This window comes from Dyella marensis (assembly GCF_049532885.1).
In the GTDB taxonomy this organism is placed as follows: Bacteria; Pseudomonadota; Gammaproteobacteria; order Xanthomonadales; family Rhodanobacteraceae; genus Dyella_D; species Dyella_D marensis.
On the sequence record NZ_CP064029.1, the window covers coordinates 1,441,335 to 1,454,746 of the forward strand.

7 protein-coding genes are annotated in these 13,412 nt (G+C 67.3%); 1 reads left to right on the forward strand and 6 read right to left on the reverse strand.

What is annotated here, in order from left to right; all coding sequences use genetic code 11:
• Nucleotides 1-630: 630 nt before the first annotated feature.
• From ISN75_RS06310 to ISN75_RS06335, 6 genes are all read right to left on the reverse strand, one after another.
• Nucleotides 631-3,282: a hybrid sensor histidine kinase/response regulator gene (locus ISN75_RS06310; RefSeq protein WP_343819673.1), complete on the reverse strand. Its 2,652-nt coding sequence runs from the start codon at nucleotides 3,280-3,282 to the stop codon at nucleotides 631-633.
• A 52-nt stretch (nucleotides 3,283-3,334) separates the two neighbouring features.
• A complete protein-coding gene (locus tag ISN75_RS06315; protein ID WP_167258475.1) occupies nucleotides 3,335-4,642 on the reverse strand; it encodes an MFS transporter in 1,308 nt (435 codons plus the stop codon).
• Between the two features lie 17 nt (nucleotides 4,643-4,659).
• Entirely contained in the window at nucleotides 4,660-5,841 is a 1,182-nt protein-coding gene (locus tag ISN75_RS06320; protein WP_423385139.1) for an OprO/OprP family phosphate-selective porin, read from the reverse strand.
• A 31-nt stretch (nucleotides 5,842-5,872) separates the two neighbouring features.
• On the reverse strand, nucleotides 5,873-7,174 hold the full coding sequence (locus tag ISN75_RS06325) for a dicarboxylate/amino acid:cation symporter (RefSeq protein ID WP_343819675.1): 1,302 nt from the start codon (nucleotides 7,172-7,174) through the stop codon (nucleotides 5,873-5,875).
• Between the two features lie 264 nt (nucleotides 7,175-7,438).
• Nucleotides 7,439-9,118 carry a ShlB/FhaC/HecB family hemolysin secretion/activation protein gene (locus ISN75_RS06330; RefSeq protein ID WP_343819677.1) on the reverse strand — a complete coding sequence of 560 codons (1,680 nt, stop codon included), beginning with the start codon at nucleotides 9,116-9,118 and terminating at the stop codon, nucleotides 7,439-7,441.
• Nucleotides 9,119-9,226: 108 nt separating this feature from the next.
• Nucleotides 9,227-10,939: a collagen-like triple helix repeat-containing protein gene (locus ISN75_RS06335; protein ID WP_343819679.1), complete on the reverse strand. Its 1,713-nt coding sequence runs from the start codon at nucleotides 10,937-10,939 to the stop codon at nucleotides 9,227-9,229.
• 498 nt (nucleotides 10,940-11,437) lie between these two features.
• Between ISN75_RS06335 and prpE the strand changes: the two genes are divergently transcribed.
• The gene (gene prpE, locus ISN75_RS06340) at nucleotides 11,438-13,330 is read left to right on the forward strand and encodes a propionate--CoA ligase (protein WP_168648507.1); all 1,893 of its coding nucleotides are present in this window, start codon (nucleotides 11,438-11,440) and stop codon (nucleotides 13,328-13,330) included.
• Nucleotides 13,331-13,412 lie beyond the last annotated feature (82 nt).

Genomic DNA, 13,412 nt, shown 5'->3' on the forward strand with positions numbered 1-13,412 from the left:
CAATGACCGAGGCCAGCTTTGGGTCTTGGTTCCTGCCTACCTCACGATTCCACCCCTCTCCCCTCCGGGGAGAGGGCAGGGTGAGGGGCCGGGCGGAGCGCAACGTTAAATCTTGCCGTGGCGTAGGTTGGGGTGAGCCGCAGGCGAACCCCAACACCCGCACCTTCACGCGCCTCGCCACGTTGGGGTTCGCTACGCTCACCCCAACCTACGCGGGCGTGGCGGGGTGTAACGCCGCGCTCCGCCCGAACCCTCATCCGCCTGCCGGCACCTTCTCCCGGAGGGAGAAGGATTTGACCTGAGAGGCTGAGGCAAAACGCACCGCTCAAGCTGGCCTCAGTTCTTGAACATCCTCTCGGCAACGGCACGTTGAAGAAGCCGCTACGTAAACGCACTGTGGTTTCGTGTAGACCCAGGTTAATCAGGCTACCGCAGCCGCTCACTGCTCCTTCTAGTCGCGTCGCGAGCCTTTGCTCTCAGGCCATTCTCTCTTTGGTTACTTTCTCTTTGGGCCAGCAAAGAGAAAGTGACTCGGGCGCCGGCAGGCGTCCGAAATGCCCGCTGCATAAGCGGCCAAGTCGCGATAACGCGGCAAAGAACCTGAATCCCGGCCCACACCGGTATGACGAACTAAAACGCGCCACCAGCAAGCAACACTTGCGACATCAACGCCCGCAGCGCCGCCGGCGCCGCCGGCTTGGGCAGGAACCGTAAGCCCGCCTCCTGCACCCGCATGCGCGTCTGCGCATCCTTCTGCGCGGAAAGCACAATAGTCGGCGGCCGCGCCCCCCAGCACTCAACCAGCCGCGGCAGCAAATCCAACCCAGTGACATCGTCACCCAGCTGATAGTCGAGCAACAGCAGATCCGGCGCCCCGCCAGCGCGCGCCAGCGCCATCGCCCCCTCCGCGCTGTCGATCAGCGTGGCCTCGCACCCCCAGTGCCGCAACAGCGCGCCGGTAGCCTCGCGCACGCGTGGCGCGTCATCCACGCACCACACCCGGCAACCGCGCAGCGGCGAATCCTCATCGCCAGCGACCGCCATCGCGGCAGGAGCCGCCGCCACCCCCGCCGGATCGCCAAACGGCACCGTCACCGAAAACACGCTGCCGCGCTCCGGCCACGAGCGCAACCCGACGCGGTGATCGAGCAATCGCGCAATGCGATCCACGATCGACAAACCCAATCCCGCGCTGCGCCCATCGCGATCGATACCGGTATCGAGCCGGCGGAACTCCTCGAAGATCGCCTGCCGCTTCGCCTCGGGAATACCCACGCCGGTATCCCACACCTCGATGCGCAAGCCGTCATGCGCGCGGCGGCAACCGAGCAGCACGCGACCGCGCGGCGTGTAATGGATCGCGTTCGACAGGAAGTTCTGCAGCACGCGCCGCAGCAGCAGCGGATCGCTGTGCACCGTGGCATGGCAGGGCACGTAGTGCAGCACCAGGCCGCGCGACTGCGCCAGGATGCCGAACTGGCGCGCCAGGCCGGTAAGCAGTGGCTCCAGCGGTACGTCCACGGGCTTCGCGGTCAGCGCGCCGGCTTCCAGGCGCGCGATATCGAGCAGGCTCGCCAGCAGCTGGTCCTGGGCTTCCAGCGCGCTCTCCACGCGGTCGGCCAGGCCGCGATCGTCGCCGCCGGGCAGGCGGCCGCGCAGCACGCCCACGTACATGCGCGCCGCATTCAGCGGCTGCAGCAGATCGTGCACGGCCGCGGCCACGAAGCGCGTCTTGCTGCGGTTGGCGCGCTCGGCTTCGGCCTTGGCCGCCTCGAGGTCGTGCGTGCGCTCCTCGATGCGCTGCTCCAGCGTGGTGGCGAGGTTGCGCAGGTCGCGCGCCGCCGCCTTGTACGCGGTGATGTCGGCGAAGCTGGTGACGAAGCCGCCGCCGGGCAGGGGATTGCCGCGGATTTCCAGCACGCTGCCGTCCGGGCGTTCGCGCTCGAACATGTGCGCCGAGCCGCTGCGCATGTGATCCAGGCGGCGCTGGATTGCTTCTTCCACCGAACCCGGCCCGAGCCGGCCCAGCCGCGCGTTGTGGCGCAGTACCTCTTCGATCGGCATGCCGGCGCGCAGCAGGCCGGGCGGGAACTTGAAGATTTCCTGGTAGCGGGTGTTCCACGCCACCAGGCGCAGATCCTTGTCCACCACGCTCACGCCCTGCGGCAGGTGTTCCAGGCTGGCGTTGCGGCTGGCCGCGGCTTCCGCCGCATGCACCACGCTGTCCTGCGCCGAGCGCAGCTCGCCGGTGTAGTGGGTGACCAGGCGTTCCAGTTCGGCGCGGCTCTGCAGGCGGTGCTGGATCAAACGGCGGCGCTGCTGCAGGAACAGGCCCAGCAGGATCAGCGGCGCCCAGGCGCCCGCGGCCACCGCAGCGGCCAGGCGCGCGGTGGCGAGGCTGCCGGCGGCGCTGCGCAGCAGGTGCAGGGTCCAGCCTTCCAGCGGCAGGTTCAGCGAGGTCCACAGCCGCGTGCCGCGGTCTTCCGGCTCGACGATGCGCACCAGGCGGCTGCCGTCGCCCAGTTCGTCCAGCACGCGATAGACGGCCGGACGCAGCGGCTGGTTTTCGTATTGGCGGGTCGCTTCCATGCGCGCGGCTTCATCGGGCTTGAGCGCGGCCAGTTCGCGGAATTCCCATTCGCGCTGGTTGGTGAGGAACACCACGCCGGCCTTGTCGCTCAGCAGCAAGGTGCCTTCGCCGTGCAGCCATTCGCGTTCCAGCTCGCCCAGCGGCACTTTCACCGAGATCACGCCGATCACTTCGCCGCGGTTGCCTTTCACCGCTTCGGCGATGAAGTAGCCGGGCACGTGGGTCGAGATGCCCACCGCATAGAAGGTGCCGACGCCGTGGGCTACCGCACCCTGGAAATACGGCCGGAAATCGTAGCGGTGGCCGACATTGCTGCTGGGCTCGCGCCAGTTGTTGGCAGCCAGCGCCAGGCCGTCGCGATCGAGCAGGGTGAGCGTGGACGCATGCGTCACGCCGTTGGCGTGTTCCAGCTTCAGGTTGAGATAGTGCTGCATGGTGGCGTCGGGCGGCGCCAGCAGGGCGGCGCGCAGTTCCGGGTCCAGCGCCAGGGTGCCGGGCAGTACGCGGTAGCGGTCGATCAGGCGCTGCAGGGCCAGCGATTGCAGCTGCAGCTGCTGCGCGCTGTCCTCGGCCATGCGGCCCAGGCTCTGGCGCAGCGCGATGCGATAGGTGAGCAGGGCGGACAGCGCCATGCCGGCGGCCAGCAGCGCGGCGATGGCGAGGGTCTTGCCGTGGCGGAAACGGATGGCCATGGAAGGTAAAGGAGCGCCTTGGTCGCGGCGGCCTTCCTGGCTGCGCTGAGGGTCAGTCCTCGACAATGCGCGAATGCCGCCGGGTGTCGCGCATGCCTATGTATACCAGCAGGGAACAGGCGATGCAGGCGGTGACGTACCAGTAGAAATAATCCTCGTGGCCGATCTTCTTGAACCACAGCGCCACGTATTCCGCGGTGCCGCCGAACACCGACAGCGCCAGCGCATAAGGCAGGCCCACGCCGATGGCGCGGATCTCGGTGGGAAACAGTTCCGCCTTCACCACCGCATTGATCGAGGTATAGCCGCTGACGATGATCAGCGCGGCCATGATCAGGCCGAACGCCTGCCACCAGTCGTGCGCTTCCTTGAGCGTGGACAGGATGGGGTAGGTGAGCAGCGCGCCCAGCACGCCGAAGCCGATCAGCAGCGGGCGCCGGCCGATGCGGTCCGACAGCGCGCCGAAGGCCGGCTGCAGCAGCGCGTAGACGAACAGCGCCGCGGTGGAGATCGACGTGGCGTCGGCCTTGCTCATCCCGGCCGAGTTCACCAGGAATTTCTGCATGTAGGTGGTGTAGGTGTAGAAGGCCAGCGTGCCGCCCATGGTCAGGCCGATCACCGTCAGCACTTCGCGCGGATGGCGCATCAGGGTGCGCAGCGGGCTTTCCGCGTGCTTCGCCCGCTTGAACGAGGACGTCTCGTCCATGTTGCGGCGGATGATCACGGCGATCACCGCCAGCAGCGCGCCGATCAGGAAGGGAATGCGCCAGCCCCAGTCGTGCAGTTGCTGGGTGGACAGCACGAACTGCTGCAGCACCACCAGCAGCGCCAGCGCGATCAGCTGTCCCGCCACCAGGGTCACGTACTGGATGCTCGACCAGAAACCGCGGCTTTCGCGCGGCGCCATTTCGCTCAGATAGGTGGCCGAGGTGCCGTATTCGCCGCCGATCGACAAGCCCTGCAGCAGGCGCGCCAGCACCAGCAGGATCGGCGCGGCCACGCCGATCTGCGCATAGCCGGGCGACAGGCCGATGATCAGCGAGCCCAGGCTCATCATGAACACCGACAGCAGCAGCGCCGCCTTGCGCCCGCGACGGTCGGCGAACGTGCCGAGCAGCCAGCCGCCGAGCGGACGCATCAGGAAACCGACGGCGAAGATGCCGGACGTATTGAGCAGCTGCGTGGTCTGGTCGCTGGCCGGAAAGAACACCTGGGCGAAGTACAGCGAGAAGGCCGAATACACGTACCAGTCGTACCACTCGACCAGGTTGCCGATCGAGCCGCTGAAGATCGAACGCAGGCGCTTCCCGGCCGTCATGGCGGGCGCGCGTGCGATCAGTCCGGCGGTGGTGCTGCTCATGCTGCGGCTCCCGTTGCTCAGAAATACACCTGGGCGCGCAGCTCGAGCACGTCCGGATCCTGGCGTTTGCCCAGGTGGGTGGAGTGCGCCTTGACGTAGTTCGCCTGGAACTTGAAATGCTGGGTCAGATACCAGTTGGCGCCGAAGGTGAGGTCGTGTTCGCGGCCGCCGCGCACCTTGCCGTCGTCCAGGTCCAGCGCGCTGTAGCGCAGCAGCAGTTCCACCGCGCCCCAGGGGCTGCGCGGCTTGATGTTGGCGACGTTGCCGGCGGTGTAGGGGCGCGACTCGCCGGTGAGCACGTAGCTGCCGAACACGTAGTAGCCGTCCGCCGTGTAGTCGGCCAGGCCGTCGGTGCGCTTGGTCTGCGCCTGCAGGTATTCGCCCTGGAACGACAGCGGGCCGTGGATCCACAGGCCTTCGAAGCCGAGGCGGCGATTGCTGTCGACGTGGGTGAGCGAGCCGGAGTCGATCAGGCGCACGGTGGTGAGGCCTACTTCGGGGCGCGAACGCCAGCGTGCCGAGGGCGAGTGGTAGACGCCGCGCCCGTCGGTGGTGCCGTCGGGATTTTCGATCGATGCGGACAGGCCAAGATGCACCACGTCGCCTTCCTGCTTGAGCGGCGTCCACGCGGCGCGCGCGGCGACGGTGGTGCCGTCGTTGTCGCCTTGCAGGTCTTCGCCGAAGTAGTAGCCGACATTGACCAGATAAGTGGGGCGCTCATAGGCCCAGTCGACGCCGGTGCGGCGTGTCTCGTAGAAGGCCTGCAGCGGCAGCGCGATCTCCACGAAGCTGTCATTGCGCGCGCTGGTGACGCCTTCGAAGCCCACCGGCAGCTTGCTGTAGCCGAAGCGCAGCTTGCCGTAGTCCTGGCCGAACAGCCATTTGGTTTCCATGCGCCAGTACACGTCCAGCCATTGCTTGGACTGGAAATCGAAATAGACCAGCGCATCCCACTCGCCCTTTTTCTTGGCGGTGAAGCCGAGTTCCTTGCGGCGGTTGGTGTGCGAGTCCTCGATGGTGTCGCTGTGGCGCACGTCCATCCAGTCGTACTGGTAGTTGCCGTACAGCGCCCACTCGGTGCCGTCGCCGGTGGTGTACTTGATCGGCCAGTTGTTGATGTCGGCCGCCCGCGCCGCCGGCACCAGGCCCAGCGCGCACAGCATGACGGCACTCAGGGACTTGATCGGGAAGGTGTTCATCGCAGCCTCGTGGATGGCGGGTAGGGCCGGCTCAGCCGGCATCGGTAAGCAGGGGAGCCTCGTCCGCGGCGGGCGAGGGCGGGCGGCCGTCGAGCGCGGCCTGCAGGCTGGCGTGGTCGAGTTCCTTCTCCCAGTGCGAGACCACCACGGTGGCCACGCCGTTGCCGATGATGTTGGTGATCGCGCGCGCTTCGCTCATGAAGCGGTCGATGCCGAGGATCAGCGAGAGGCCCGCGACCGGCACCGATGGCACCACGGCAAGGGTGGCGGCCAGCGTGATGAAGCCCGCGCCGGTGACGCCGGAGGCGCCCTTGGAGGTGAGCATGGCAACCGCGAGCAGGGTCAGCTCCTGCGTCAGCGTGAGTTCCACGCCCAGCGCCTGCGCCACGAAGATCGCGGCCATGGTCAGGTAGATATTGGTGCCGTCCAGGTTGAACGAATAACCGCTCGGCACCACCAGGCCGACCACCGACTTGGAACAGCCCAGGCGCTCGAGCTTCTGCATCAGCGGCACCAGCGCCGACTCCGACGAGGAGGTGCCCAGCACCAGCAGCAGCTCGTCGCGGATATAGCGCAGGAATTTGAAGATGCTGAAGCCGGTGGCGCGCGCGATGGCGCCCAGCACCACCACCACGAACAGGATGCAGGCCAGGTAGAAGCTGCTCATCAGCTTCAGCAGCGGCCCCAGGCTGTGCACGCCGTACTTGCCGATGGTGAAGGCCATGGCGCCCATCGCACCCAGCGGCGCCAGGCGCATGATCATGCCCATGATGCGGAAGAACACCTTCGACAGCGCTTCCAGCAGGTTCATCACCGGCTTGGCGCGTTCGCCCAGGTGGATCATGGCGAAGCCGAACAGCAGCGCGAGCAGCAGTACCTGCAGCAGGTCGCCGTCGCCGCTGAAGGCGTCGGTGAAGGTCTTGGGGATCAGGTGCAGCAGGAAGGCGACGGTGCCTTGCTCGTGCGCGGCATTGGCGTACTTGGCCACCGCGGCGGCATCGAGCGAGGCGGGCGTGGCGTTGAAGCCGGCGCCGGGCTTGAGCGTATTGACCACCACCAGGCCGATCACCAGCGCGAAGCTCGACACCACTTCGAAATACAGGATGGCCTTGGCGCCGACGCGGCCGACTTTCTTCACGTCGGAGACGCCGGCGATGCCCAGCACCACGGTGAGGAAGATGATCGGCCCGATCAGCATCTTCACCAGCGAGATAAAGCCGTCGCCGAGCGGTTTCATCGCCACGCCGGTCTCCGGCGCGTAATGGCCGATCAGCCCGCCCGCGACGATCGCGGCCAGCACCCAGAAGTAGAAGCGGCGGAAAAACGCAGGCATGACGGCATCCCGGTGGAGGGTGTCCGGGAGCTTGTCAGGCGGGGGGCGGGGGGCAAATAACACATACCTACTAGGCCCGGCTCTTTGCCCCCTCTCCCCTCCGGGGAGAGGGTTGGGGTGAGGGGGCGGGCGGAGCGGTGAGCGGAAGGCCGAGAAAGCTCAAAAGCTTTTCTTCTCTTCGTACCAGCGCCACCGCGAGCACCCGCCCCTCATCTGCCTGCCGGCATCTTCTCCCCGGAGGGGAGAAGCGTGCATCGGCATGCGTTACGGGAACAATTGATACGAGAACGTCAGGTCATACCGCGTATGCCGCGCCAGGTTGTCCTGCGTCTTGTCGCCCACCGGCTGCGCGGCGGAGACGTCCACCGTGTAGTGCTTGCCGTCGGTCAGGCGCAGGCCCAGCGCGGCCGTCTGCAGCTTGTCGGCGGCCGGGCGCGCGCCGTTGAGATACACGCGCGCCATCTGGCCCAGCACGTACGGAGTGAGCACCTTCACCCATTTGGCGTTCACCTTGAACGGCCGGTTGAGTTCCAGCGAGGCGCCCCAGCCGCTGTCGCCCGATACCGAGCCCGGGTCGTAGCCCAGCGCGAAGCGCGGTCCGCCGAAGCTGATCTGCTCGGTCGACGGCAGGCGATAGTGGCTGTACTGGCCCACCACGCTGGCCACTGTCACCAGGTGAGCCGGCCAGGTATCGCTCTGCATCGCGTTGAGGTTGTAGCGGGTGAAGCGCACGTCGGTGGGATTGGCCACCAGCGCGCCGGGGATATTGGTAAGGCCGCGGCTGCCGGCGCCGAGCATGTCGAAGCCCTGGGCGATGCCGATGCCGAGCTTGCGCGTGCGTTTTTCGCCGGCCTGGGTGAAGTCCAGTTCGCTGTGCAGCACGCGCACGTCGTTCTTCAGTTCCAGTTGCGCGCCGTTGATCAGGTTGCGGTACTTGTCGTTCTGGTTGGAACCGTACAGGCCGGCGCCCAGCATCAGGCTGCGCGTATTGCTCAGCAGCAGCGGGTAGCTGAGGCTGAAGTCGAGGCGGTTCTGTGAAAGGCGATGGCGCAGGTACGACGGCAGCTGGTTGTCGATATCCGGGTTGCCGTAGTAGCTCGAGGCGTTGAGCCGGCCCATCAGGCCGCTGGAGCCGAGCATCTGCGCATAGCCGGCGCTGTAGAACTGCTGCTTGCCGCGGCCAGGCGGGTAGAGCACCGAGCCGGTGAGCTGTTCGGCCAGGGGCGTCATGCCGTTGAGCGTACCGGCGAAGATGCCCTGCACGCCGGGGTGGTTGGTGTCGATGCCGGTGCTCATGTCGTAGCGCTGGCGCTTCACCTTCAGCTTCAGGCGCGTGGCGCCGTCGGTGGTGGTGGGCGCGGGGATGTCGGCGTCGATCTTGGCGCCGGGCAGCATGCCCAGCGTCTGGATATAGCGCTCGAAGGTGCTGCGGCGCAGGGGGCGGTCGGCGGTGATGTGGCTGGCGATGGCGCGGATCTTCCGCTCCATGTTGCCGGGGACGCCGCCGACGTCCACTTCGGCCACATAGCCTTCCACCACGCTGACCTTGACCACGCCGTCCTGGAAGTTCTGCGCGGGAATGAAGCAGAACGACAGCGCGTAGTCGCGATCCTGATAGAGCTTGGTGCAGGCATTGGCCGCGGCGACCAGGTCGGCGATGCGCACGGTCTTGCCGGTGAGCGGCTTGAACAGCGCGGCCACCTGGTCGAACGGCACGGAGTGCACGCCGTCGATGTCGATGCGCGTCGGCGCGAGGGTGAGCGCCATCAGCGCGGCGAGCTGGTCGTTGCGCTGCTGCTCCACGTTGAGCGTGACGCTCGGTTGCCGCGTGGGCGCTTCCACGCGCGGCAGGGTCTGCAGGGGATTGGGAACCGGAGGACGACTCTGCGCCCAGCCCGTGGTCGAGGCTGCGGCGGCGGTGGCGAACACCAACCATCTCCTCATGCGATGACGCTCCTTCGTGTCGCTGGATCTTCACTGCACACGGCCAGTGTGCAGCGAAGCGATGCCTCATGCGAAGAGGCGGCCCTGCGGCCGCCTCTCCGTTGCCGCTTACTTCTTCAGCAATCCGCCCAGCAGGCCCCCGTTGTTGTTCGAGGTGCTGCCGCCGGTGCTGCCGACGCCGGAGGTCACGCTGCCCACCGTGCTGGTGAGCGAGCCGACCAGGCCGCTGACCGGGTTGCTGCCGGTGCCCGACGTGCCGCCGGATACGGCTCCGGTGATCGGCGCCGTCACCGTATTCACCAGGCTGCCCAGTCCGCCCAGGCTGCCGGTGCCGGCCGTGGCGTTGGTGCCCAGTGGCACGGTGGTGGCGCTGGCGACCGTGTTGACCACGTTGCTCAGGCCCTGCGTGACCGGCTGCAGCGGACCGTTGACCGTATTGGTCACCGCGCCGCCCAGATTGGTCACGCCGCCGCCCACCTGATTGACCGCCGAAGCGAGCGTGCTGGTCAGCGGGTTCAGGCCCGACAGCTGGCCGCTGCCGAGGCTGCCTACCACGCCGGCCACGCCGCTGGTGGCGGCACCCACGCCGGAGACCACACCGCCGGTGCTGGCCAGCGTCACGCCGACCGGGTTGGCGATGCTGCCCGCCTTGCCCAGGCCGTTGCTGAGGCCGCCGCCGAGCGCGCTGACCGTGCCGCCGACGTCGCTGACGGTATTGCCCAGCGCGACGGTGGTCGGATTGCTCAGGCCGCCCGGCAGGGAGGTGCCGAGCGAAGCGCCGATGCCGCTGAGCCCGTTGCCCAGGCCCGTGGCAGCGCCGCCGCCCGCCGTCGACACGGCGGCGACGAGGTTGGTCGGATTGCCCGTCGCGCTGCCGTTCTGGCCGACCAGGGCGATCGGCGTCAGCGTATTGCTCAGCGTCTGCGTCAACTGCTTCGGCAGGCCGCTGGCGAGCTGGCCGTTGAGGCCGGTGTCGAGCTTGCTGACGTCGGTGCCGACGGTGGACACCACGTTGCCGACCAGCGAAGTGATCGGCGTGATCGGCGAGCCCTGGAACGCGCCGGCTGCCTTCACGGTGCCGCCGAGGCTGGTCACCGCCTGGCCAAGATCGCCGACAGCGCTGCTGGTGCCGAGCACCGTGGTACCGACGGGATCGCTGGTGTTGCCGATCTGGCCGAGGCCGCTCTTCAGGCCGTTGCCGACGTCGACCACGGCTTCGCCGGTGTTGGTCACCACGCCCGCCAGGCCCTGCGTCACCGGCGTATTGCCGAGGATGGTGGTGTTGGGAATCTGCTGGCCGATGCCGACGACGGTGTTGCCTACCGCCGTGACGATGCCGCCACCGCCGGTCGCCACCGCGCCGACGACACCCGTGGGTGCAGGTGTGCCGGTACCGCCGCCACCGCCTCCGGTGCCGCCGCCGCCGCCATCTCCACCGCCACCGCCGGTGCCGCCACCGCCGCCGCCGGTGCCACCACCGCCGGTGCCACCACCGCCGCCGCCGGTGCCACCACCGCCGCCGCCGGTGCCACCACCACCGCCGCCGGTGCCGCCACCGCCGCCACCGGTGCCACCACCGTCGCCGCCAGTGCCACCACCACCGCCGCCGGTGCCGCCACCGCCGCCGCCAGAACCATCGCCGCCACCGCCGGAACCACCGCCATCGCCGCCACCGGCGCCGCCGGGATTCACGACGCCGCCGCCGCCTCCGGATTTATAGGAACTGTGACCCGAGCAGGCCGTCAGCGAAATGCCGGCGGCCAGCATGCAGGTAATCAATAGGGTCTGCTTCAACACGGTGCTCACATGTCGCTTACTCATCGCCATTTCCTCCGAGAAACGCAACCGAGTCGCTGGTAATAGGGCTTCCGAAGGGGCACGCGCGCCGCCCGATTCCGTCCTGGATCCAGGCAGATGATTAATGCCGCGTGTGTCGTTTCCGGATTAGCCACTCCCCTGTCCCAGTGGCATGTGCGCGTCGTTTCCCCATGCCCATCCGAGCACCTCAACGCGCGTTGCTGGGCGAGGCCGATACTCTGTGAAGAAATGTGAAAATAGCGTGTTAATTCCGGATTATTTTTGATATTCGCATGATTTGTTTCTCAGTGCCGGAAACACATTTGTGAAGGACGGGTATTTGGCATTTTCCATGCTTTATGGATTTTAATGCCTATGCTTATTGCATCGTTCTAATAAGCCTTTTGGCCTAATACCCGCCAAGTCCATTAATCCCTTCATTCGGTACGACCAAGGTCTAGTGCAACCCTCCGCGCGGCTTGGGCGAGTCTTGCCGTCCATACCCGGCGGGCGGATGCGGACATGGATTACGAGGCTTTTTACCGGCGCTCGATCGAAGAGCCCGAGATCTTCTGGGCCGAGCAGGCGCGACTGATCCATTGGCAGACCCCGCCGCAGCAGGTGCTCGATTATTCGCGCCCGCCGTTCCGCCGCTGGTTCGTCGGCGGCACCACCAACCTCTGCTACAACGCGGTGGACCGGCACCTGGCCGAGCGCGGCGAACAGCTGGCGCTGGTGGCGATTTCCACCGAGACCGGCATTACCCGCGAGCTGACCTATCGCCAGCTGCATCGCGAAGTGAATGTGTTCGCCGCGGTGCTGGCCGCATTGGGCGTGCAGCGCGGCGACCGCGTGGTGATCTACCTGCCCAATATGGCCGAGGCGGTCTTTGCGATGCTGGCCTGCGCGCGCCTGGGTGCGATCCACTCGGTGGTGTTCGGCGGCTTTGCGGCGCACAACCTTGCATTGCGCATCGACGATGCACAGCCCCGCTTGCTGATCGCCGCCGACGCCGGCATGCGTGGCGGCAAGGTGATTCCGTACAAGCCGCTGGTGGATGCCGCGCTGGAAGAAGCGTCGTCGCCGCCGCCGCACGTGCTGATCGTCGACCGCGGACTCGATCCCCAGATGACCCGCGTGGCTGGCCGCGATCTGGACTACGCCGAACTGCGCAAGGTGTACGAGCAGGCCGAGGTGCCGGTGGCCTGGCTGGAATCGAACGAGCCGAGCTATCTGCTCTACACCTCGGGCACCACGGGCAAGCCCAAGGGCATCCAGCGCGACGTCGGCGGCTATGCGGTGGCCATGGCGATGTCGGTGCGTTGCATCTTCGATATCGCGCCGGGGCAGGTGATGTTCTCCACCTCCGACGTGGGCTGGGCGGTGGGGCATTCGTACAACGTCTACGGTCCGCTGATCGGCGGCGCCACTTCATTGTTGTACGAAGGACTGCCGACGCGGCCGGACCCGGGCATCTGGTGGTATCTGTGCGAGCGCTATGCGGTGCGCACCATGTTCTCCTCGCCCACCGGCATCCGCGTCTTGAAAAAGCAGGACCCGGAGTGGCTGCGCAAGTACGACCTGTCCGCGCTCAAGTGGCTGTTCCTCGCCGGCGAGCCGCTGGACGAGCCGACCGCGCACTGGATCACCGAAGGCCTGGGCGTGCCGGTGATCGACAACTACTGGCAGACCGAAACCGGCTGGCCCGCGATCACCCTGATGCCGGGCCTGGATCTGAAGCCGGTGAAGTTCGGTTCGCCGGGCCTGCCCGCGCCGGGCTACCGCATGAAGGTGATCGACGAAGCCAGCGGCGCGGAAGCCGCGGCGGGCAGCAAGGGCGTGCTGGTGTTCGAGCCACCGCTGCCGCCGGGCTGCCTCACCACGGTATGGGGCGACGACGAGCGTTACCTGAGCAGCTACTTCGCTCACTTCAACGAGCTGCTGTACAGCTCGCTGGATTGGGCGATCCGCGATGCCGACGGCTACACCACCATCCTCGGCCGCACCGACGACGTGATCAATGTGGCGGGCCATCGCCTGGGTACGCGCGAGATCGAGGAATCCGTCGCCACCCATCCGGCGGTGGCCGAGGCGGCAGTGATCGGCGTGCGCGATGAACTGAAAGGCCAGGTGCCGGTGGTGTTCGCCACGCTCAAGCAGGACGCGGGCGCGCAGGCGGGGCAGGTGGCGCATGCCATGCAGCAGCGCGTGGTCGACCAGCTCGGCGGCATCGCCAAGCCGTCGCGCGTGTACGTGGTGAATGCGCTGCCGAAGACGCGCTCGGGGAAATTGCTGCGGCGCTCGCTGCAGGCGCTGGCGGAGCAGCGGGATCCGGGGGATCTGTCGACGCTGGACGATCCGGGCGCGCTGGAAGAGATCCGGCGTGCGCTGGAGCGTGGGCCGGATCAGGGCTGACGGGCATAAAAAAATCGCCCGCCCGACAAACCCCCGCCTGTTGGCGTACCGGGGGCTGCGGGCGGGCGAGTTCTAAGCAACG

What these genes read in the sequence shown, in the direction of transcription:
- ISN75_RS06310 (WP_343819673.1), bottom strand. Translation starts at nt 3,282, where the DNA reads ATGGCCATCCGTTTCCGCCACGGCAAGACCCTCGCCATCGCCGCGCTG.
- ISN75_RS06315 (WP_167258475.1), bottom strand. Translation starts at nt 4,642, where the DNA reads ATGAGCAGCACCACCGCCGGACTGATCGCACGCGCGCCCGCCATGACG.
- ISN75_RS06320 (WP_423385139.1), bottom strand. Translation starts at nt 5,841, where the DNA reads ATGAACACCTTCCCGATCAAGTCCCTGAGTGCCGTCATGCTGTGCGCG.
- ISN75_RS06325 (WP_343819675.1), bottom strand. Translation starts at nt 7,174, where the DNA reads ATGCCTGCGTTTTTCCGCCGCTTCTACTTCTGGGTGCTGGCCGCGATC.
- ISN75_RS06330 (WP_343819677.1), bottom strand. Translation starts at nt 9,118, where the DNA reads ATGAGGAGATGGTTGGTGTTCGCCACCGCCGCCGCAGCCTCGACCACG.
- ISN75_RS06335 (WP_343819679.1), bottom strand. Translation starts at nt 10,939, where the DNA reads ATGAGTAAGCGACATGTGAGCACCGTGTTGAAGCAGACCCTATTGATT.
- prpE (WP_168648507.1), top strand. Translation starts at nt 11,438, where the DNA reads ATGGATTACGAGGCTTTTTACCGGCGCTCGATCGAAGAGCCCGAGATC.